The sequence below is a fragment of the Bacillus sp. R86525 genome (assembly GCF_042466195.1).
Taxonomy (GTDB): domain Bacteria; phylum Bacillota; class Bacilli; order Bacillales; family Bacillaceae_G; genus Bacillus_A; species Bacillus_A nitratireducens.
The window spans coordinates 457,409-480,080 of record NZ_JAXHPX010000007.1; the positions used below are offsets into that span (position 1 = coordinate 457,409).

Below are 22,672 nucleotides of genomic sequence, written 5' to 3' on the forward strand. Positions count from 1 at the left end.
AGAAGATGAAAGTTGTACTATATACAAAAAAAGATTGTGGCCTTTGTGAAAAAGCGAAACAAGTTTTAAAGGAAGTACAATGTGAATATTCTTTTCAAATCGAGGAAATAGATATATATGAAGATAATGACCTTTTGGAGAAATATCATTTAATGATTCCGGTTGTAGAAATAGGCGGAAAACAGGTAGAATATGGTAACATTCACAAAGGTGTCATAATAAACTATATAAACAATGCAGTTAAGAGTTGAATAAGTTTCTATCTCCTGTTACAATAATACACGTAGCAGGGATTATTTTTTTAACCTACGTGGGACATAAAATGTCACTACGGGACACAAAGTGACCACGAGGGGAAATGAACCAATGTAGTGAGGAGAAAAGATATGCGCTCATGGATTCAGAACACAAAAAAATTATTACCTGATCTGCTACCTGTTATGCAAACGAGAATGCAAGTTCTTCAATACATCAGGCTCATGCAGCCGATTGGAAGAAGGAACTTATCAGCAAGTCTCGGTATGACAGAACGAGTATTGCGAAGTGAAGTTCAAGTTTTGAAAGAACAAAACTTAGTTCACGTCGCTTCTTCTGGAATGACTTTGACAGAAGAAGGAACAGCTTTAGTTCTTGCTTTGGAAGACTTTATGAAAGAAATTTCCGGGTTAAAGGTTTTAGAAAAACAACTTAAGGAAACATTAGACTTGGATGAAGTTTTCGTTGTCCCTGGTGATAGTGATGAATCACCTTGGGTCAAACTGGAGATGGGCCGTGCTTGTGTGACTTGTATAAAAGACCGTCTGACAGTGAATAATATCGTTGCTGTGGCTGGAGGAACTACGCTAGCTGCTGCTGCGGACATGATGCAACTTGATTGCAAAGATTTACATATGCTATTTGTCCCAGCACGTGGTGGAATTGGAGAAGGTGTTGAGTTAGAAGCCAATACCATTTGCGCCAAAATGGCACAAAATACGATGAGTAATTATCGCTTATTGTATGTTCCAGATCACGTTAGTAGCGAAGCATATGCGTCCATTGTAACAGAGCCCTCCGTGAAAGAAGTTCTTGAGTTGATTCGATCTTCCAATATCGTCATTCATGGAATTGGTGATGCGCTAACAATGGCACGTCGCAGAAATACTTCAGAAGCAGATTGGTTAAAGATTCAGGCAAGCGAAGCAGTTGGCGAAGCTTTCGGTTACTACTTTAGTGAACAAGGAAATGTTGTTCATAAAGTAAGAACGGTTGGTATGCAACTTGAAGATTTACAAAATGTATCTCACGTTGTTGCAGTCGCTGGAGGTTCTTCAAAGGCAAAGGCAATACAGGCTGTAATAAAGCAAGGGCACACTTCAATTCTAATTACAGATGAAGGTGCAGCAAAACAGTTAACAAAGGGTATTACCCTTTAAATATAATCCCCCAAGGAGGAAATTCAAATGACTAAAATTGGTATTAATGGATTTGGACGTATCGGACGTAATGTATTCCGCGCAGCTCTTAACAACTCTGAGGTAGAAGTAGTAGCAATCAACGACTTAACAGATGCTAAAACATTAGCTCACCTTTTAAAATATGACACAGTTCACGGAACTTTAAATGCAGAAGTATCTGCTAACGAAAACAGCATCGTTGTTAACGGTAAAGAAATTAAAGTTATCGCTGAGCGTGACCCAGCTCAATTACCATGGAGCGACTACGGAGTAGAAGTAGTAGTAGAATCTACTGGCCGTTTCACTAAAAAATCAGACGCTGAGAAACACTTAGGTGGATCAGTTAAGAAAGTTATCATCTCAGCTCCAGCTTCTGACGAAGATATCACTGTAGTTATGGGTGTTAACCACGAACAATACGATGCAGCTAACCACAACGTAGTATCTAACGCTTCTTGTACTACAAACTGTTTAGCTCCATTCGCTAAAGTATTAAACGAAAAATTCGGCGTAAAACGCGGAATGATGACAACAATTCACTCTTACACTAACGACCAACAAATCTTAGACTTACCACACAAAGATTTACGTCGTGCTCGTGCAGCAGCTGAAAACATGATCCCAACATCTACTGGTGCTGCTAAAGCTGTAGCATTAGTATTACCAGAACTTAAAGGTAAATTAAACGGTGGCGCTGTACGTGTTCCAACTGCTAACGTTTCTCTTGTTGACTTAGTTGTTGAACTTGACAAAGAAGTAACTGTTGAAGATGTAAACGCAGCATTCAAAGCAGCAGCTGAAGGCGAATTAAAAGGTATCCTTGGATACAGCGAAGAGCCATTAGTATCTATCGACTATAACGGATGTACAGCTTCTTCTACAATCGATGCATTATCTACAATGGTAATGGAAGGTAACATGGTTAAAGTACTTTCTTGGTACGATAACGAAACTGGTTACTCTAACCGCGTAGTAGACTTAGCAGCATACATGACTTCTAAAGGTCTTTAATTCTTAAGTATATAAGCAATCAATGACAAAACGAGGGAGAGGGTTTGTTCCCTCTCTCTCTTCTTTCGTTTTAGAAGCAAATGTGTTAAGCTTTTGAATGGGTTTTGTCAATCCTAACTAGTAGTCGGAGGGAAATCCAATGAACAAAAAATCAATTCGTGACGTAGATTTAAAAGGTAAGCGTGTATTTTGCCGCGTTGATTTCAACGTACCTATGAAAGAAGGCAAAATTACAGATGAAACTCGTATCCGTGCAGCTCTTCCTACAATTCAATATTTAGTAGAGCAAGGTGCGAAAGTAATTTTAGCAAGTCATTTAGGCCGTCCAAAAGGTCAAGCAGTAGAAGAATTACGTCTTACTCCAGTAGCAGCACGTTTAGGCGAGCTTCTTGGTAAAGATGTTAAAAAAGCGGACGAAGCATTCGGACCAGTTGCACAAGAAATGGTTGCAGCAATGAACGAAGGCGACGTATTAGTTCTTGAAAACGTACGTTTCTATGCGGGCGAAGAAAAGAACGATGCAGAACTTGCGAAAGAATTTGCAGCTCTTGCTGATATCTTCGTAAACGATGCATTCGGTGCAGCTCACCGTGCTCATGCTTCTACAGCAGGAATCGCAGACTACCTACCAGCAGTATCTGGTTTATTAATGGAAAAAGAGTTAGATGTATTAGGTAAAGCACTTTCTAACCCAGAACGTCCATTCACAGCTATCATCGGTGGTGCGAAAGTAAAAGATAAAATCGGTGTAATTCGTCATCTATTAGACAAAGTAGATAACTTAATCATCGGTGGCGGACTTGCTTACACATTTGTTAAAGCTTTAGGTCATGAAATTGGTCTATCTCTATGTGAAAACGACAAGATCGAACTAGCTAAAGAATTTATGCAACTTGCAAAAGAAAAAGGCGTAAACTTCTACATGCCAGTTGATGTTGTAATCACAGAGGAGTTCTCTGAAACTGCAACAACTCAAATCGTAGGTATCGACTCTATCCCTTCTACTTGGGAAGGCGTGGACATCGGTCCTAAAACACGTGAAATTTATGCAGATGTAATTAAAAATTCTAAGCTTGTTGTATGGAATGGACCAATGGGTGTATTCGAAATGACTCCATTCGCAGAAGGTACAAAAGCAGTAGGACAAGCATTAGCAGATGCAGAAGATACATACTCTGTTATCGGCGGTGGTGACTCTGCAGCAGCTGTTGAAAAATTCGGTATGGCTGATAAAATGAGCCACATTTCTACTGGCGGCGGTGCGTCATTAGAATTCATGGAAGGCAAAGAACTTCCAGGTGTAGTTTGTCTTAACGACAAATAAGTAGCAGCCAAAGAAAAAGGACGGTGCAAAGCATGCGTAAACCAATTATCGCAGGTAACTGGAAAATGAATAAAACTCTATCTGAAGCAGTTAGCTTCGTAGAGGAAGTTAAAGGTCAAATCCCAGCAGCTTCAGCTGTTGATGCAGTAGTTTGCTCTCCGGCTCTATTCTTAGAGCGCTTAGTAGCGGCAACTGAAGGAACTGATTTACAAGTAGGTGCACAAAACATGCACTTCGAAAAAAATGGTGCATTCACTGGCGAAATTAGCCCAGTAGCACTTAGCGACTTAAAAGTAGGCTACGTAGTACTTGGCCACTCTGAGCGTCGTGAAATGTTTGCTGAAACAGACGAGTCAGTAAACAAAAAGACTCTTGCAGCATTTGAACATGGTTTAACACCAATCGTTTGTTGTGGTGAGACTTTAGAAGAGCGCGAAAGCGGAAAAACATTTGATCTAGTAGCAGGTCAAGTGACAAAAGCACTTGCAGGTTTAACAGAAGAGCAAGTTAAAGCAACTGTTATCGCTTATGAGCCAATCTGGGCTATCGGTACAGGTAAATCTTCTTCTTCTGCAGATGCAAACGAAGTATGTGCGCACATCCGTAAAGTTGTTGCAGAAGCTGTTTCTCCAGAAGCTGCAGAAGCTGTTCGTATTCAATACGGCGGTAGCGTAAAACCAGAAAACATTAAAGAGTATATGGCACAATCTGACATCGACGGCGCTTTAGTTGGCGGTGCTAGCTTAGAGCCTGCTTCGTTCTTAGGTCTTCTGGGGGCGGTAAAATGAGAAAGCCAACAGCTTTAATCATTCTTGATGGTTTCGGACTACGTGAAGAAACTTACGGGAATGCTGTAGCACAAGCTAAGAAACCTAATTTTGATGGTTACTGGAACAAATTCCCTCACACAACGCTTATAGCTTGTGGTGAGGAAGTAGGTCTTCCAGTAGGTCAAATGGGTAACTCTGAGGTTGGTCACTTAAATATCGGTGCAGGCCGCATCGTATATCAAAGCTTAACACGCGTAAACGTTGCAATTCGTGAAGGTGAGTTCGATCAGAATGAAACTTTCCAAAATGCAATTAAAAGCGTAAAAGAAAAAGGTACTGCTCTTCATTTATTCGGTTTACTTTCTGATGGTGGTGTGCACAGTCACATGAACCATATGTTTGCTCTTCTTCGTTTAGCAGCAAAAGAAGGCGTGGAGAAAGTTTATATCCATGCATTCTTAGACGGCCGCGATGTTGGACCACAAACAGCAAAAGGTTATATCGATGCAACAAATGAAGTAATTAAAGAAACAGGTGTAGGACAATTCGCGACTATCTCTGGTCGTTATTACTCCATGGATCGTGACAAGCGTTGGGATCGCGTAGAAAAATGTTACCGTGCTATGGTGAATGGTGAAGGACCTACTTATAAATCAGCAGAAGAGTGTGTAGAAGACTCTTATGCAAATGGTATCTACGATGAATTCGTATTGCCGTCTGTAATTGTTAACGAAGATGACACGCCAGTTGCAACAATCAATAATGATGATGCAGTTATCTTCTATAACTTCCGTCCAGACCGCGCAATTCAAATTGCTCGTGTATTTACAAACGAAGACTTCCGTGAGTTCGATCGTGGTGAAAAAGTACCTCACATTCCTGAATTCGTTTGTATGACACATTTCAGTGAAACTGTAGATGGTTACGTGGCATTCAAGCCAATGAACCTTGATAACACATTAGGTGAAGTTGTTGCGCAAGCGGGATTAAAGCAACTTCGCATCGCGGAAACTGAAAAGTATCCGCACGTTACATTCTTCTTTAGCGGTGGTCGTGAGGCTGAATTCCCAGGAGAAGAGCGTATCTTAATTAACTCACCGAAGGTTGCAACGTATGACTTGAAACCTGAAATGAGCATTTACGAAGTAACGGACGCTTTAGTAAATGAAATTGAAAATGATAAACATGATGTTATCATTCTTAACTTTGCAAACTGTGATATGGTTGGCCATTCTGGGATGATGGAACCAACAATTAAAGCAGTAGAAGCAACTGACGAATGTTTAGGAAAAGTTGTAGAAGCGATTCTTGCAAAAGATGGTGTAGCACTTATTACTGCTGACCATGGTAATGCTGATCAGGAGTTAACTGCTGATGGTGGACCAATGACAGCTCATACAACTAACCCGGTTCCTTTCATCGTTACAAAAAATGATGTAGAGCTTCGTGAAGGTGGTATTTTAGGAGATATCGCTCCAACAATGCTTACACTTTTAAATGTGGAACAACCGAAAGAAATGACAGGTAAAACAATTATTAAATAATTTGCTTATATAAAAAGGAGAGAATTTATTATGTCAACAATTATTGATGTTTATGCTCGCGAAGTCCTTGACTCTCGTGGTAACCCAACTGTAGAAGTAGAAGTTTACACAGAAAGCGGCGCTTTCGGACGCGCTATCGTACCAAGTGGTGCATCTACTGGTGAGCACGAAGCAGTAGAATTACGTGACGGTGACAAATCTCGTTACCTTGGAAAAGGTGTTATGAACGCAGTAAACAACGTTAACGAAGCAATCGCTCCAGAAATCGTTGGTTTCGACGTAACTGACCAAGCTGGTATCGACCGTGCTATGATCGAATTAGATGGCACTCCAAACAAAGGTAAACTAGGCGCTAACGCTATCCTTGGTGTATCTATGGCAGTAGCTCACGCAGCAGCTGACTTCGTAGGTCTTCCATTATACCGTTACCTTGGTGGATTCAATGCAAAACAATTACCAACTCCAATGATGAACATCATCAACGGTGGTTCTCACGCTGATAACAACGTTGACTTCCAAGAGTTCATGATCTTACCAGTTGGTGCTCCAACATTCAAAGAATCAATCCGTATGGGTGCTGAAGTATTCCATGCACTTAAAGCTGTATTACATGACAAAGGTCTTAACACTGCAGTAGGTGACGAAGGTGGATTCGCTCCAAACCTTGGTTCTAACCGTGAAGCATTAGAAGTAATCATCGAAGCTATCGAAAAAGCTGGTTACAAAGCTGGCGAGAACGTATTCTTAGGAATGGACGTTGCTTCTTCTGAGTTCTACAACAAAGAAACTGGTAAATATGACCTTGCAGGCGAAGGCCGTACTGGCTTAACTTCTGCAGAAATGGTTGATTTCTACGAAGAGCTTTGCAAAGACTTCCCAATCATCTCTATTGAAGATGGTTTAGACGAAAACGACTGGGATGGTCACAAATTATTAACTGAGCGTATCGGTGATAAAGTACAATTAGTTGGTGACGATTTATTTGTAACTAACACTCAAAAACTTGCTGAAGGTATCGAAAAAGGTATCTCTAACTCAATCTTAATTAAAGTTAACCAAATCGGTACTTTAACTGAGACTTTCGAAGCAATCGAAATGGCTAAACGTGCTGGTTACACAGCAGTTGTATCTCACCGTTCTGGTGAAACTGAAGATGCTACAATCGCTGACATCGCAGTTGCAACTAACGCTGGCCAAATCAAAACTGGTTCTATGAGCCGTACTGACCGTATTGCTAAGTACAACCAATTATTACGCATCGAAGACGAACTAGGCGAAATCGCTGTTTACGATGGTATCAAATCTTTCTACAACATCAAACGATAATTGTAGAAAATAACGACAGACCGTGAGAAATCACGGTCTGTTTTTTTATGCTTAAAATTGCTCACCCGTCATAAGTGACATGAAATGTTTAAAGAAACGGTTATAATCAAAATCAATTGCGATTTGATGACTCGGCCAATCAGTAAATGGTTTAGATTCTCCTAAAGAGCGAAATTCTCCAATGCTTGCTCCTTGTGCATAGGATTCCGTCATGACAACGATAGGTGATTTGTGATACGTAAACATAGAGTTATCAAGTAAAGCGAGTATTGGCATTAAGTCATGGAAGGGGCTCCCCTTTAAATGCGGTAAGGCGTCTTTATAATAGCCGTAGTAATAATGATCGAATAACGGTTTGACGAGTGGGGCTTTTCCTTTTGCTTCAATGTATTCAGCCATTTCTGGTGTAATGATGGAATACTGAGTGACGTTTAATGGGTATATGTACATGTTAGGTGAGGATTGAAGGACTATATTAGCGGCAGTAGGATCGCCATAAAAGTTCGCTTCTGAAATAGGGGTCACATTACCAGGATGTAAAAAGGCACCGCCCATTACGTAGTAAGATTTAATTTGCTTCATGAGCCGTTTACATAAGATGAATAAAATTGCTAGGGAGGTAAGTCTGCCTAAACTAACAATGATTAATTCATCTTTATACTGTTCAATAAGAGGAATAACTTCGAAAAAATTCTCCATTTCTCCGTTAGTCACATTTCCCTTTGGAATAATTGGCCCGAGTCCCTGTTTCCCGTGTACTTCCGTAAAGAAAGCAGGAGGGGCGCCAGTAAGTGGGCGTTCTGATCCACCAAATATCTTGATGTTTCTATCCTTTGCTTCGTTCTTAAGAAAATGAGCGTTTTGTACGGCCATTTCTTTTGGAACATTGCCGTAATCAGCAACAATGCCGACGATTTCTATTTCATCAATAAAGAATGCTAAGAGGAGAGCCATCGTATCATCAATCCCAGGATCACAAAAAATAAGAACTTTTTTGGCATATGTTCACCACCTATCTTATTTATCCCGCTATTAGCGGGGAGTAAGACCCTATCTCAAAATTGAGCGAAGGTAAAGAAATTAAGTTGAGGGCTAATAATCAGTGGTGGATGAAGAAAACGCCCACTGATTAAAGTTTCACCTTATATATATGTAAGCTTAAGGATAAAAAGATTATTTTATTGAAATAACAACCTTATAAATTCAGAAAATAAAAACTTTTTATATTAGGTCAAGGTTTTTGACTTAATTTCCACTTGGAAATGCAGTCATATCAAGGTTGTAAGCGTGTAACAGGGGCTGTTTTTGCTGTCAAGTTGATAAATTGCAGCATTTTACAATTTATACTATGATAAAGATATTAACAGAAGATCGTATAAACATGAGGGATGATGAAGATGAAATTTACAAAGATTCTTGTCCAAATTGCTGCTCTTTATGTGTTTTATATGGTTGGAACTTGGCTGCAAGAAATGTTAAATATGCCGATTCCAGGAAGTTTAATTGGGATGTTTCTCTTACTTGTTTTACTTAGCTTAAAAGTTCTGCCTGTGAAATGGTTTGATTTAGGAGCAGAAACACTCGTTGCGATTATGCCGTTTTTATTAATTCCGCCAACACTTGGCCTAATGAATTACGGTGCTTTTTTTATGAGTAAAGGAATTTCTCTTTTCATTACAATTGTAGCGAGTACATTTTTAATTATTATCGTCGCAGGACATACAGGACAATATCTTGCGAATAGAAAGGAAAAAGAGACACAATGAGCCAAATATTAATCGGAATCGGTTGGGTTCTTTTTACGGTGCTATTATATCAATTATCTAAAAAAATCTATAAATTATTTCCAACACCATTCACCATTCCAATGCTTGTAGCAACAGGATTAATGGCCTTCTTATTTATCATGCTTGATATACCATATCAACATTATATGGAAAGTGGTGGTGGCTGGATTGCGAAGCTGCTTGGACCCGGTGTTGTAGCATTTGCAATCCCACTTTATAAACAACGCCACGTTCTGCAAAAATATGTTGTACCAATTGCTGGTGGTGTATTGGTAGGTACAACAGTGGCGATTGCAAGTGATTTCGCTATCGCCACGCTTATGGGAACAGATAAAAGTTTAATTTTATCTTCTTTACCAAAGTCAGTGACAATGCCAGTTGCGATGAGTGTATCTGAACAAGTGGGCGGTGTCCCTTCCTTAACAGCAGCTTTCGTCGTTATCGCAGGTATTACTGGAACGATTACAGGCCCGCTTTTATTAAAATGGAGTCGCGTTACAAACTCAGTTGGTAAAGGGATTGGCTTTGGATGTGCGTCTCATATTATGGGTGTTATGAGAGCGATGAAAAATAATGAGCATGAAGGTGTTATTGGATCGGTAACAATGACATTAACAGCAATTTTGACATGTTTGCTCGGACCATTATTTGCAATGATGTTTATGTAATAGAAGAAAAGCGAGAGCGACCCTATAGCTCTCGCTTTTCTATAGGATTTATGCTACAGTTGAAATAACTGAATCTTTGTAGGAGGTACGCCAAGTGCATACGTTATTATCCGTTTTACTTATTATTGTATCGATTTTAATGATTGTTATGGTACTTATGCAGTCTAGTAATAGCTCAGGCCTTTCAGGTGCAATTTCAGGCGGTGCAGAGCAATTATTTGGTAAGCAAAAAGCACGTGGAATTGAAGCGGTATTAAACCGTATTACAGTTGTTTTAGCTGTATTGTTCTTTGTATTAACAATTGGTGTTACGTACTTCAATTTATAGAATTGAAAGAAGAAGCGTTAGTAGATTGTACTAATGGTTCTTCTTTTTTTATTTTGCTATTCGAAAAAAGTTTCTAATTAGATTATAGAAATATAAATATGGTACACTAGATATAGAAAGAATACGACTAGATTACAGAAGAGAAAGAGGAGAAGTACATGATGAAATTAGCATCTCCGAAACCATTTACATTTGAGGGTGGAGACCGCGCTGTTTTATTACTACATGGATTCACAGGAAACTCAGCTGATGTACGTATGTTAGGGCGTTTCTTAGAAAAGAAAGGCTACACTTGTCATGCGCCAATTTATAAAGGGCACGGTGTACCACCAGAAGAGCTTGTTCATACAGGTCCTGAAGATTGGTGGCAAGACGTAACGGAGGCATATCAGCTTTTAAAAGATAAAGGTTTTGAGAAAATTGCTGTTGTTGGATTGTCACTTGGCGGAGTATTTTCTTTAAAATTAGGTTATACAGTACCGGTTTTAGGTGTGGTACCAATGTGTGCACCGATGTATATTAAGAGTGAAGAAACGATGTACCAAGGTATATTGGCATATGCCCGCGAATATAAAAATCGTGAGCAAAAATCACCAGAGCAAATCGAACAAGAAATGTTGGAATTCCAAAAGACACCGATGAATACATTAAAAGCATTACAACAATTAATTGCTGACGTACGTAACAATGTGGATATGATTTATGCACCAACATTTGTTGTACAAGCGCGTCATGATGAAATGATTAATACAGATAGTGCTAACATTATTTATAACGGTGTAGAATCTGCGTTAAAAGACATTAAATGGTATGAAGACTCTACGCATGTCATCACACTTGATAAACAGCGTGAAGAGCTACATGAGGATGTATATAACTTCTTGGAGCAACTAGATTGGTAAGGTCTAGTTGCCTCTTTTTTTCATAAGGGAACTTTTTATCCCGATGGTTGTGGGCTAATAATCAGTGAAGATGGATAACCCTCTACTGATTAAAGTTTCATTTTATGAAAACTGTAAAAAAATCATTGGGAGATGATTAAAGTTTCGCTTTATACATCCCCCATCTTTCGGATACACTAAATAATATAAGGGTTTAAAGGAGGTATTTCTGCTTGGAAGAAATCATACAAGAACATATTGATAAGTTGTTATTATTTATGAGAGAAGAAGCGTATAAACCGTTAACAATACAAGAGTTAGAAGCGGCATTTGGAATTGAAGGTTCTGAAGGCTTTAAAGATTTTGTAAAGGCACTTGTAATGATGGAAGAGAAGGGGCTTGTTGTTCGTACACGTAGCAACCGCTACGGTCTTCCTGAAAAGATGAGTTTAGTACGCGGTAAGTTAATTGGACACGCACGTGGCTTTGCTTTCGTCGTTCCAGAAGAGAAGAAAACGGGAGACGATGATCTTTTCATCCCGCCTACAGAATTAAATGGTGCACTTCATGGTGATACAGTATTAGCACGTGTTAGCTCACAATCAAGTGGATCACGCCAAGAAGGTTCGATTGTTCGTATTTTAGAGCGTGGAACGAAGGAACTAGTTGGTACATATACAGAATCAAAGAACTTTGGGTTTGTTATACCTGATAATAAGCGTTGGACAAGTGATATTTTCATCTTGAAAAGCGCATCAATGGGTGCTGTAGAAGGCCATAAAGTAGTTGTTAAAATTACGAGCTATCCAGAGAATCGTTTAAGCGCGGAAGGCGAAGTTATTCAAATTCTAGGTCATAAAAATGATCCAGGAGTAGATATTTTATCTGTCATCCATAAACATCATTTACCTTTAGCGTTCCCTGAAGAAGTAATGGAGCATGCAAACAGTGTACCAGAAACGATTTCAGAAGAGGATTTAAAAGATCGCCGTGATTTACGTGACCAAATGATCGTAACGATTGACGGTGCGGATGCAAAAGACTTAGATGACGCTGTTACAGTAACGAAGCTTGAGAACGGTAACTACAAGCTTGGTGTTCATATTGCGGATGTAAGTCATTACGTTCAAGAAGGTTCTCCAATTGATGTTGAAGCAGCAGAGAGAGCGACGAGTGTATATCTTGTAGACCGTGTAATTCCGATGATTCCGCATCGTTTATCAAACGGTATTTGTTCGTTAAATCCAAAAGTAGACCGTCTGACACTATCTTGTGAAATGGAAATAAACAATCTAGGTGATGTTGTAAAGCACGGGATTTTCCAAAGTGTTATTAAAACGACAGAGCGTATGACGTATGCTGACGTAAGAAGCATTTTAGAAGATGAGGACGAAGAGTTAATCAAGCGTTATGAGCCGCTAATACCGATGTTTAAAGAGATGGGTCAATTAGCACAAATTTTACGTGAAAAACGTATGCGCCGTGGTGCAATTGACTTTGATTTTAAAGAAGCAAAAGTATTAGTAGATGAAGAAGGAAAACCGACTGATGTTGTCATGCGTGATCGTTCTGTATCAGAGAAGTTAATTGAAGAGTTTATGCTTGTTGCGAACGAAACAGTAGCAGAGCACTTCCATTGGATGAACGTACCGTTTATGTACCGTGTCCATGAGGATCCGAAAGAAGATAAGCTTGAGCGTTTCTTCGAGTTTGTAACAAACTTCGGATATGCAGTAAAAGGACGTGCGAATGAAATACATCCTCGCGCGCTGCAGCAAATTCTTGAAATGGTTCAAGGTCAGCCTGAAGAAATAGTCATTTCAACAGTTATGCTGCGTTCTATGAAGCAAGCACGTTACGATTCGGAGAGCTTAGGACATTTCGGTTTATCAACTGAATTCTATACGCATTTCACATCGCCAATTCGTCGTTATCCAGATACGATCGTTCATAGATTAATTCGTGAATATATCATTAACGGTAAAGTCGACAACGAAACGCAAGCGAAATGGCGTGAAAACTTACCTGAGATTGCAGAGCACTCTTCTAATATGGAACGCCGTGCTGTTGAAGCTGAGCGTGAAACAGACGAAATGAAAAAAGCAGAGTATATGGTTGATAAGATCGGTGAAGAGTATGACGGTATGATTAGCTCTGTAACAAACTTCGGTTTATTCGTAGAGCTTCCGAATACAATTGAAGGTCTTGTACATGTTAGCTATTTAACGGATGATTACTACCGTTATGACGAGAAGCATTTCGCAATGATCGGAGAACGTACAGGTAACGTATTCCGCATCGGTGACGAAATTACAATTCGCGTTATTAACGTAAATAAAGACGAGCGCGCAATTGACTTCGAAATTGTCGGCATGAAAGGAACGCCTCGCCGTAAGTTCAAAGATCGCCCAGTCGTTATCGAACAGCCAAGAACAGGCAGAAAGAAACGCGGGGGACGTAGCGAGCGCAGTAATGAGCGCGGTGGCGAACGCGGCACAGGAAGAAAGTTCGATCGTGGTGGCAAAGGAAAAGGATCAGCACCAGCGTCCGCATCAGCTAGTCAGCCGGGCAAACAAGATGGTAACGGCAAGAAGAAAAAAGGATTCTTTGAAAATGTACCAGGATTTAAGAAGAAAAAGAAAAAGCGTAAGTAAGAGAAGAGTGGCTTCGCTTTGATGAAAAGCGGGGCCTTTTTCTTTTTTATGGAATCCAGCTACAGTGGCTAGAATGTTCGGCGGCTTCGCTTCTTCCCAGGAGGCAAAAAGCGCCTCAAAGTCAGAAGCTCCATCCACCTCATATTCTGAGCGAGCCACTTTCGCTTTTTATGGGAATCCAGCTACAGTGGCTAGAATCTATTGGCTATTTCGCGCCCTCGGACGAAGCAAAAAGAGCTTCTCTGTCGGGAGCTCCAATGTCCAAAGATTCTAAGCGAGCCACTTTCGCTTTTTATTAACATTTGTTACAATAGTAAAAATAGAGGAGGGACGTTATATGCCAAAGGGTACAGGTAAGGTTATTGCACAAAATAAAAAAGCTTTTCATGATTATTTCATTGAAGAAACATACGAAGCAGGGCTTGTCCTTCAAGGAACGGAAATTAAGTCGATTCGTGCTGGACGCGTGAACTTGAAAGATGCATTTGCTCGTGTACATAATGGTGAAGTATGGGTTCATAATATGCATATTAGTACATATGAGCAAGGGAATCGTTTCAATCATGATCCACTTCGTACAAGAAAGTTACTTCTTCATAAAAAAGAAATTGAGAAGTTAACGGGTGCTTCAAAAGAAACAGGCTATGCATTAGTTCCAGTCAGAATTTATTTAAAAAATGGATTCGCGAAAATGGCACTTGGTTTAGCAAAAGGTAAAAAGCAATATGATAAGCGTAATGATTTAAAAGAGAAAGAAGCTAAACGTGAAATTGCCCGCGCGTTCCGTGATCGTCAAAAGATGTAATACAGATATTTACATTTGTAAAACGGCGCGCGTATGATATAATAACTTATGTAAGATTGTTGCACATTGAAAAACAGCTCTTAGTAGCTATCACGATATTTCTTCGTATGCTCCATTTTTATCATGGGGACGTTACGGATTCGACAGGGATAGTTCGAGCTTAGGTTGCGAGTCGAGGGGATCGGCCTCGTTAAAACGTCAAAGCCTATAATTGGCAAACAAAACAATCTTTCTTTAGCTGCTTAATTGCACTAAAGGTTCCTCCCTCCATCGTCCATGTGGTAGGGTAAGGGACTCAAACTAAGTGGACTACGCCGGAGTTCGCCGTCTGAGGGCGAAGGAAGAGAACAATCAGACTAGCAACTTGGAAGCCTGTCGATAGGCCGAAGAGTTCGCGAAATGCTAATATATCGACTACACTCGTAGAAGCTTAAGTGCCGATATTTTTGGACGTGGGTTCGACTCCCACCGTCTCCACCAATACATATTTGGTGGTTTTTTATTTTGTATGATATGAACCATAACTTTGCCAGGTTGGCGAGGTTATGGTTCTTTTTGTTTATGGAAAAGTTATGGTTCTAAAAATAGAATGTATCCAATTCTTTGGTTTCTTCAATTCCATTCTTAATGCATCTTGTGTGTGTTATCCCCTAACGATTACAATTTTCTCTAAAATAAACAACAACAAAATGACTTCTACACAAGTATTTATAAGTAGAAAAATAGAAAGAATACAGTTTTTTTGTTTTGTGGTTTTATAAAATGCTTAAGTTGATGGGGATGGAACGATCCCACTGAAACAGAAAATGAAGAAATGGTTATTGATGATAAGCAGGTAGATACTATAGCTGCCCTTTAATGATTAAAAAATATTTATTTAAATCTTCATATATTTTGTGTTTTTATCTATATGTATTGTAAGATTATATAGAGTTCTCCTAATAAGCTGTTATAATGGCTTTTTTTAGGGATTTACTATTTATAAATCTTAAATTATTTTTTAGGGATAATTTTTTATTTAACTAAGTTATATTGAAGTAGAGGTGAACCATCGGTGAAGCAGGTGTTAGTAATTAAGAATGAACGGTCTTTTGCAAAGAAAATCGTAAGAGGTCTAACGCAAGAGGGCTATTTCATTTTAAAACTTCACAATGAAAACCAAGGTTTAAATATAGTATATGAACAAGATTGGGATATTATCATATTGGATTGGGATTCATTAAGTATATCGGGGCCAGAAATTTGCAGACAAATACGACTTGTTAAAACGACACCGATCATTATTGTGACCGACAATATTTCTAGTAAGGATTGCATAGCAGGGTTACAAGCAGGAGCAGATGATTATATAAGAAAACCATTTGTGAAAGAAGAATTAGTAGCAAGGGTTCAAGCGATTTTAAGGAGAAGTGACTGTATCCAGCAAAATGAGACAAACTTTTTTCAGTTTAAAGATCTCTTTGTTGATGCATCTAGCCATATTGTGAAAAAAGGTGGTAAAAATCTCTCGCTTACTAAGCGCGAGTACGATTTACTTGTATTTTTAATTAAGAATAAAAATACAATATTGAGCCGTGAAATGCTTTTGAATCAGGTTTGGGGGTATAACGTAGTAGTCAATCCAAATGTAGTAGACTTATATATTGGGTATGTAAGAAAAAAGTTAAAGTGCGAGAAGAAAGACAGATATATTGAAACGATACATGGCAGAGGCTATTCAATGGTTGAATGATAAAAATAAGATAATAGGTAAAGTACGGTTTGTCATAATAGCAAAAACGAGTAAAACTATTTTATACAGTTTTACTCGTTTTTTTCTATTAAATCTGATAATCAAATAGTTTCTGTGAAATATTAAAAGACGGAAACTATAAAAAGAATATTTCTATCAGGCAATGGATTATGAAAAAATTAGCTATTAATAGGCATTTTTTTTGTAGTAGAAATCATGGTTTATAAGGTGCCCCAATCTATTGATGAGTACGTGTGGGGGATGACTCTGGTGCGCATTAGATGAGACTGTATCTAATTTATTTTTAATTTTATTAACTCACACCATTCACAAGATTTTCACAGAATTAATGACTATACTTATTAACAGGATATTCAAATGAAAATGATTATCAATAGCAATTTAGATGCATAAAAGTTACTATCTAATTTAATCTATGGACTTCATCATTTTCAAACTAAATTACATAATAAGGAGTATACGTATGAAAAAAACTATGCTTTTAAAATTAGTAAGTATTCTAGCAATTTTCACTTTAATGTTAGTAGCTTGCTCAGATTCAGGTAAGGAAACTTCGAAAGCTAATAAAGGTGATAGTAGTGATAAGCCAAAAACGGTTGAAATTACTGATGCACATGGAACTGTTAAAGTCCCTGTAAATCCAAAGAATGTAGTTGCTTTAGATAATAGAACTTTTGAAACTTTAGCTGATTGGGGAATTAAATTAGCGGCTGCTCCAAAGGATGTAATGCCTGCAGATTCAGCATATGTAAAAGATGATTCAGTTAAAAATATTGGGAATCACCGCGAACCAAATCTTGAAATTATTGCAGCGGCAAACCCTGAACTTGTAATCGTTGGTCAAAGATTTGCTGGTCATTACGAAGAAATTAAAAAATTAGTGCCAAATGCAGCTGTTATTGATCTTAATGTTGATGTTTCTGAGAAAGCTACTAAGCCTGGCGAAAACTTAGTAAAAGGACTTAAAGATTCTACAATTACTTTAGGGAAAATCTTTGATAAAGATAAAGAAGCTAAACAAGTAGTAGCTGATTTTGATAAATCTATTGAAAAAGTAAAATCTGCTTATAATGGAAAAGATAAAGTTATGAGTGTTATTGTTACTGGTGGAAATATTGGTTTTGCTGCTCCACATTCTGGTCGCGTTTGGGGACCGATGTATGAAATTTTCGGTTGGACTCCAGCACTAGAAGTTGCTAATTCTACTGCAGGTCATAAAGGTGATGACGTTTCTGTTGAAGCTATTGCACAAACAAATCCTGATTGGCTTTTCGTATTAGATCGTGATGCTGCAACATCTGATGCTGCTACTTCAGCTCCTGCTCAAGATGTTATTTCTAAATCACCAGCTCTTCAAAACACAACTGCTGTTTCTAAAAAACAAATTGTTTATGCACCAGCAGATACTTACACAAATGAATCAATTCAGACTTATATAGAGTTATTTGGAAATATCGCAAAAACTTTAGCTAAGTAGTGTAAAGGAGTACGAAACAGTGTCAAAAAATATGATTTCTAGGGTTGAGAATACTTCTCAACCCCAGTTTTATAATCACAATAAAATATGGACAAAACCTTTTATAATAGCGATTATGATTGTTATAATTTTAGGGATTATATCACTGTTTACTGGAGTTTATGATATACGTGGACAAGAGGACGGGATGGAGATGTTTTTCATCACTCGTGTTCCGAGAACAGTTGCATTAATGCTTACCGGAGCTGCAATGGCGATGGCAGGGCTCGTAATGCAATTAATTACACAGAATCGTTTTGTTGAACCTACTACAACGGGGACTATTGAATGGTCAGGCTTAGGCCTGCTTTTTGTATATTTATTATTTCCTGCCCCGACTTTAGTTCAAAGAATGACTGGTGCAATCATTTTTTCTTTTATAGGAACTATGATTTTCTTTCTGTTTTTAAGAAGAGTTAAACTTCGTTCGTCTTTAATTGTCCCGATTATTGGATTGATGCTTGGAGCAGTTATTTCTGCAGTGTCTACTTTTTTGGGACTCCTTTTTCAAATGACGCAAAGTATTGAAACTTGGTTCGTAGGTTCATTTGCTACTGTTCAGGTGGGAAGATATGAATATTTATGGCTGATTGTTATCGTTACTTTGCTTATTTTTATGTATGCTAATAGATTGACTTTAGCTGGACTAGGAGAAGATGTCGCAACAAGCCTTGGAGTTAATTACAATAGGATTGTTCTTTTTGGGACTGGCCTTATCTCTGTTGCAGTTGGAATTGTTGCAGCTGTTATTGGAAACTTACCTTTCTTGGGATTAATTGTTCCAAACATTGTTTCAATGTTTAGGGGAGATGATCTTAGGAGTAATTTACCTTGGGTATGTGTGATCGGAATGGGGACAATAACTGCCTGTGACATCATTTCTCGAACAATTATAAAGCCTTTTGAAGTACCTGTTTCTTTAATACTTGCAACAGTGGGAGCAGTCGTGTTTATTACTATTTTATTGAGAAAAAGAAAACCAAGGAGGCTACGATGATCACATTAGACTATAGAAATAAAGAAAATGTCGAAATCGATTCTAGCCTTCATAATGAAAGTAGATCAGCTAGTGCTTTTCGTTCTAAGAAGGAAGCAAGACGTTATTGGATTGTACTGATAACATTGATTGCTTTAGGTCTCCTTTCTTCATATGGACTTTTAGTTTATAACAATCCAGTTCCGATAGATTCACCTTCTTTTATCCCAGTTGTTAAGAGAAGGATAATAGCTATTGTTGCGATGATTATTGCTGCAGTTTGCCATAGCTTGTCGACAGTTGCTTTCCAATCTATTACGAACAATAAGATTATTACTCCTTCGCTTTTAGGTTTCGAATCACTTTATTCAGCAATTCATACGAGTACAATATTCTTCTTTGGTGCTAGTGCATTAATAAACTTTAATGGAATTGGATCATTTTTATTCCAAGTTGTTGTTATGGTCTTCATGAGTTTGATACTTTATGGATGGTTACTTTCCGGTAAATACGGGAATTTACAACTTATGCTTTTAGTTGGAATTATTATTGGTACTGGACTGAATTCTGTGTCAACTTTTATGAGAAAGCTACTTGCGCCTTCAGAGTTTGATATTTTACAAGCGAAATTATTTGGTTCTGTTAATCATGCGGATCCTGCATATTTTCCTATTGTAATTCCTATGATCATAATTGTAGCAGTATTAATTTTTGCTCATTCTAAGAAGTTGAATATTTTATCGCTAGGAAAGGATGTTTCTACTTCTTTCGGAATTAAATATCAACCTAGTGTAATTTATACGCTTGTATTAGTAGCTATTTTGATGTCCATCTCAACAGCTCTAATTGGACCACTTACGTTCTACGGCTTTTTAGTAGCAACTTTGAGTTATCAGGCGGCAGCAACTTATGATCATAGATATATTTTTCCAATGGCTTTTGCTATAGGATTTTTAATAATGACGAGTGCATACTTTTTAATGTATCATGTATTCCATGCTCAAGGTGTAGTTTCAGTTATTATTGAATTATTTGGTGGAATCATATTCTTAACTATAGTTTTAAGGAAGAGGGCTTTATGATAAAAATTGATAATGTTAAAAAGTTCTATACTGATAAGGTGAAAATAGGACCTTTGGATATTGAAATACCAAAAGCGGGCTTTACTTCTTTAATTGGACCAAATGGTGCTGGAAAGTCTACGACACTGTTGATGATTGGAAGACTTTTAGATATGGATGAAGGTCAAATTCAGGTAGCAAATATGGATGTTTCTGAATCCAAATCAAAAGACTTAGCAAAAATTTTGACTATATTGCGACAAGAAAATCATTTTGTAACGAGGCTTACTATTAGACAACTAGTTGGATTTGGGCGCTTTCCTTATTCAAAGGGAAGATTAACTAAAGAAGATGAGGTTATCATTTCTAAATATATCGATTTCTTAGATTTAACTAGTTTAGAGAATAGATATTTAGATGAGCTTTCTGGTGGTCAAAGACAAAGGGCATATGTAGCGATGGTATTGTGCCAAGAGACTGAATATGTACTTTTAGACGAGCCTCTGAACAACCTTGATGTTGCCCGTTCTGTTCAAATGATGGAACATTTGAGACGTGCGGCTAATGAATTTGGAAGAACAATTTTGACTGTTATGCATGACATAAATTTTGCAGCCAAATACTCTGATAAAATTTGTGCTATGAAAGATGGTCAAATTGCTGCTTTTGGAACAGTAGAAGAGGTTATGGACCCAAAAATTTTGACAGATATTTTTGAAACAAAAATAGAAATTCTCAATGGTCCTTATGGTCCAATTGCTGTTTATTAATTAAAAAATGAGTATGCAAAAAAAGCTGCTGTCTATATTTTATAGGCAGCAGCTTTTTTGCGATTGCCGATGATAGCTCTGTCCCCACAGGTATTTCATTACTCCCGGTCCTGCGATGATTCCAACAATAAACTTGTAAATTACTCATAAAATGCAAAGGAATGCTTCAATTTTTCAAGTATCTACCAAACGAAAAAATTTTCTCTGTATAACTTCTTATAAGAATTCAGCTTGGTTCTTTGTATGTAATATTGCATATAAGAGTGTATTGATAAAAGTGTAAGGGGTCACTATAATGAGGGCATAAAGATTAATCACATTTTCGTAGCAATAAAAAAGGAGGAAATAATATGGAAATCGCAATGGCAGTTTTGAAATTTGTAGGTGGCGTAATCCCGTTAATTCAAGAACTTTTAAAAGCATTTATGTAGGTTTATTAGTTAGCTATCATTTATCAATCATTATCATATCTTACTAAAAAAAGAACGGGGTGATTTTTCTGAATATTAAGAAAAGCACTAAAAGAAGAAAGTTCCTTGTATGTTTATTAGTTAGTCTATGCACTATTAATTATTCATCTATTTCCTTCGCAGAAACACAAGTAGGTAATGCAACTGATGTAACCCAAAATGCTAGTGGCATTGATACTGGTATAGCAAACCTTAAATATAATAATCAAGAGGTTTTAGCTGTAAATGGTGATAAAGTAGAGAGTTTTGTTCCGAAAGAAAGTATCAATTCAAATGGTAAATTTGTAGTAGTGGAACGCGAGAAAAAATCACTTACAACTTCACCGGTCGATATTTCGATTATTGATTCTGTAGTGAATCGCACGTATCCAGGAGCGGTACAACTTGCCAATAAAGCATTTGCAGACAATCAACCGAGTTTATTAGTGGCTAAGAGAAAGCCTTTAAATATTAGTATAGACTTACCTGGCATGAGAAAAGAAAATACAATCACTGTTCAAAATCCGACATATGGTAATGTGGCTGGAGCAGTAGATGATTTAGTATCTACTTGGAATGAAAAGTATTCTAAAACACATACGTTACCTGCAAGAATGCAGTATACAGAATCTATGGTTTATAGTAAATCACAAATCGCAAGTGCCCTTAACGTTAACGCTAAATATCTCGATAACAGTCTAAACATTGATTTTAACGCGGTTGCAAATGGAGAGAAGAAAGTGATGGTAGCGGCATATAAACAAATATTTTATACTGTAAGTGCTGAGCTACCTAACAATCCATCCGATCTTTTTGATAATAGTGTTACTTTTGATGAGTTAACTCGTAAAGGAGTAAGTAATTCAGCTCCACCTGTTATGGTTTCAAATGTAGCTTATGGTAGAACTGTTTATGTAAAATTAGAAACAACATCTAAGAGTAAAGATGTACAAGCTGCTTTTAAAGCCTTACTTAAGAATAACAGCGTCGAAACGAGTGGACAGTATAAAGATATTTTTGAAGAAAGTACCTTTACTGCTGTAGTATTAGGCGGAGATGCGAAAGAGCATAACAAGGTTGTTACAAAAGATTTCAATGAAATCCGAAATATCATTAAAGATAATGCTGAATTAAGTTTTAAAAATCCAGCATACCCAATTTCATATACAAGCACTTTCTTAAAAGATAATGCAACTGCTGCTGTTCATAACAATACAGATTACATTGAGACGACAACTACAGAATATTCAAGTGCTAAAATGACACTTGATCATTACGGTGCTTACGTTGCTCAATTTGATGTATCTTGGGATGAATTCACATTTGATCAAAATGGGAAAGAAGTACTAACACATAAAACATGGGATGGTAGCGGCAGAGACAAAACAGCTCATTACTCTACAGTTATCCCTCTTCCACCAAATTCAAAAAATATAAAAATCGTAGCTAGAGAATGTACTGGTCTTGCATGGGAATGGTGGAGAACAATTATTAATGAACAAAATGTTCCATTAACAAATGAAATAAAAGTTTCAATTGGAGGAACAACATTATACCCAACGGCTAGTATTAGTCATTAGGTATAAAAAAGCGCCCTGTAATCAGGGCGCTTT

General features: G+C 37.7%; 20 protein-coding genes and 1 other RNA gene. 20 read left to right on the top strand and 1 reads right to left on the bottom strand.

Going from position 1 to position 22,672, the window contains the following annotated elements; translation table 11 throughout:
- The first annotated feature begins 5 nt into the window (after window positions 1-5).
- From SJY24_RS04650 to eno, 7 genes are all read left to right on the top strand, one after another.
- Window positions 6-251 carry a glutaredoxin family protein gene (locus SJY24_RS04650; protein ID WP_000869725.1) on the top strand — a complete coding sequence of 82 codons (246 nt, stop codon included), beginning with the start codon at window positions 6-8 and terminating at the stop codon, window positions 249-251.
- Window positions 252-386: 135 nt separating this feature from the next.
- Entirely contained in the window at window positions 387-1,415 is a 1,029-nt protein-coding gene (cggR, locus tag SJY24_RS04655; protein ID WP_044738071.1) for a gapA transcriptional regulator CggR, read from the top strand.
- 27 nt (window positions 1,416-1,442) lie between these two features.
- Window positions 1,443-2,447, top strand: coding sequence for a type I glyceraldehyde-3-phosphate dehydrogenase (gap, locus tag SJY24_RS04660; RefSeq protein ID WP_000161234.1), 1,005 nt, complete (start codon window positions 1,443-1,445; stop codon window positions 2,445-2,447).
- Between the two features lie 139 nt (window positions 2,448-2,586).
- Window positions 2,587-3,771 (top strand): phosphoglycerate kinase, encoded by a 1,185-nt coding sequence (locus SJY24_RS04665; RefSeq protein ID WP_002198882.1) that lies wholly within the window; start codon window positions 2,587-2,589, stop codon window positions 3,769-3,771.
- Between the two features lie 32 nt (window positions 3,772-3,803).
- Window positions 3,804-4,559, top strand: a complete 756-nt coding sequence (gene tpiA, locus SJY24_RS04670) for a triose-phosphate isomerase (protein WP_001231042.1) — start codon at window positions 3,804-3,806, stop codon at window positions 4,557-4,559.
- Window positions 4,556-6,085 carry a 2,3-bisphosphoglycerate-independent phosphoglycerate mutase gene (gene gpmI / locus SJY24_RS04675; protein ID WP_377863899.1) on the top strand — a complete coding sequence of 510 codons (1,530 nt, stop codon included), beginning with the start codon at window positions 4,556-4,558 and terminating at the stop codon, window positions 6,083-6,085. The genes tpiA and gpmI overlap by 4 nt, the downstream gene beginning before the upstream one ends.
- Before the next feature lie 30 nt (window positions 6,086-6,115).
- Window positions 6,116-7,411, top strand: a complete 1,296-nt coding sequence (eno, locus tag SJY24_RS04680; protein ID WP_000103949.1) for a phosphopyruvate hydratase — start codon at window positions 6,116-6,118, stop codon at window positions 7,409-7,411.
- A 51-nt stretch (window positions 7,412-7,462) separates the two neighbouring features.
- Here eno and SJY24_RS04685 read toward each other — a convergent pair whose 3' ends face one another.
- On the bottom strand, window positions 7,463-8,365 hold the full coding sequence (locus SJY24_RS04685; RefSeq protein WP_377863900.1) for a nucleoside hydrolase: 903 nt from the start codon (window positions 8,363-8,365) through the stop codon (window positions 7,463-7,465).
- Between the two features lie 443 nt (window positions 8,366-8,808).
- On the opposite strand from SJY24_RS04685, the gene SJY24_RS04690 reads away from it, so the two are divergent.
- The 13 genes from SJY24_RS04690 (at window position 8,809) to alo (ending at window position 22,639) form a co-directional block, all read left to right on the top strand.
- Complete coding sequence (locus SJY24_RS04690; protein ID WP_000673215.1) at window positions 8,809-9,177, top strand: CidA/LrgA family holin-like protein; 369 nt, start codon at window positions 8,809-8,811, stop codon at window positions 9,175-9,177.
- Window positions 9,174-9,866 carry an LrgB family protein gene (locus SJY24_RS04695; protein WP_097817368.1) on the top strand — a complete coding sequence of 231 codons (693 nt, stop codon included), beginning with the start codon at window positions 9,174-9,176 and terminating at the stop codon, window positions 9,864-9,866. Before SJY24_RS04690 ends, SJY24_RS04695 begins: the two co-directional genes overlap by 4 nt.
- 94 nt (window positions 9,867-9,960) lie before the next feature.
- Window positions 9,961-10,194 (top strand): preprotein translocase subunit SecG, encoded by a 234-nt coding sequence (gene secG / locus SJY24_RS04700; protein WP_002174164.1) that lies wholly within the window; start codon window positions 9,961-9,963, stop codon window positions 10,192-10,194.
- A gap of 161 nt (window positions 10,195-10,355) precedes the next feature.
- The gene (estA, locus tag SJY24_RS04705; protein WP_377863901.1) at window positions 10,356-11,096 is read left to right on the top strand and encodes a carboxylesterase; all 741 of its coding nucleotides are present in this window, start codon (window positions 10,356-10,358) and stop codon (window positions 11,094-11,096) included.
- Between the two features lie 212 nt (window positions 11,097-11,308).
- Window positions 11,309-13,729, top strand: a complete 2,421-nt coding sequence (gene rnr / locus SJY24_RS04710; RefSeq protein WP_377863902.1) for a ribonuclease R — start codon at window positions 11,309-11,311, stop codon at window positions 13,727-13,729.
- Between the two features lie 337 nt (window positions 13,730-14,066).
- Entirely contained in the window at window positions 14,067-14,534 is a 468-nt protein-coding gene (gene smpB / locus SJY24_RS04715) for an SsrA-binding protein (protein ID WP_001123922.1), read from the top strand.
- Window positions 14,535-14,659: 125 nt separating this feature from the next.
- Window positions 14,660-15,014, top strand: a transfer-messenger RNA (tmRNA) gene (gene ssrA / locus SJY24_RS04720).
- A 574-nt stretch (window positions 15,015-15,588) separates the two neighbouring features.
- A complete protein-coding gene (locus SJY24_RS04725; protein WP_377863903.1) occupies window positions 15,589-16,266 on the top strand; it encodes a response regulator transcription factor in 678 nt (225 codons plus the stop codon).
- A 484-nt stretch (window positions 16,267-16,750) separates the two neighbouring features.
- On the top strand, window positions 16,751-17,764 hold the full coding sequence (locus SJY24_RS04730) for a siderophore ABC transporter substrate-binding protein (RefSeq protein WP_377863904.1): 1,014 nt from the start codon (window positions 16,751-16,753) through the stop codon (window positions 17,762-17,764).
- A 19-nt stretch (window positions 17,765-17,783) separates the two neighbouring features.
- Window positions 17,784-18,800 (top strand): ABC transporter permease, encoded by a 1,017-nt coding sequence (locus tag SJY24_RS04735; RefSeq protein WP_377863905.1) that lies wholly within the window; start codon window positions 17,784-17,786, stop codon window positions 18,798-18,800.
- A complete protein-coding gene (locus SJY24_RS04740; RefSeq protein ID WP_377863906.1) occupies window positions 18,797-19,861 on the top strand; it encodes an iron chelate uptake ABC transporter family permease subunit in 1,065 nt (354 codons plus the stop codon). The genes SJY24_RS04735 and SJY24_RS04740 overlap by 4 nt, the downstream gene beginning before the upstream one ends.
- A complete protein-coding gene (locus SJY24_RS04745; RefSeq protein WP_000590054.1) occupies window positions 19,858-20,610 on the top strand; it encodes an iron ABC transporter ATP-binding protein in 753 nt (250 codons plus the stop codon). The genes SJY24_RS04740 and SJY24_RS04745 overlap by 4 nt, the downstream gene beginning before the upstream one ends.
- Before the next feature lie 490 nt (window positions 20,611-21,100).
- Complete coding sequence (alo, locus tag SJY24_RS04750; protein ID WP_377863907.1) at window positions 21,101-22,639, top strand: anthrolysin O/cereolysin O family cholesterol-dependent cytolysin Alo; 1,539 nt, start codon at window positions 21,101-21,103, stop codon at window positions 22,637-22,639.
- The last annotated feature ends 33 nt before the right edge of the window (window positions 22,640-22,672 follow it).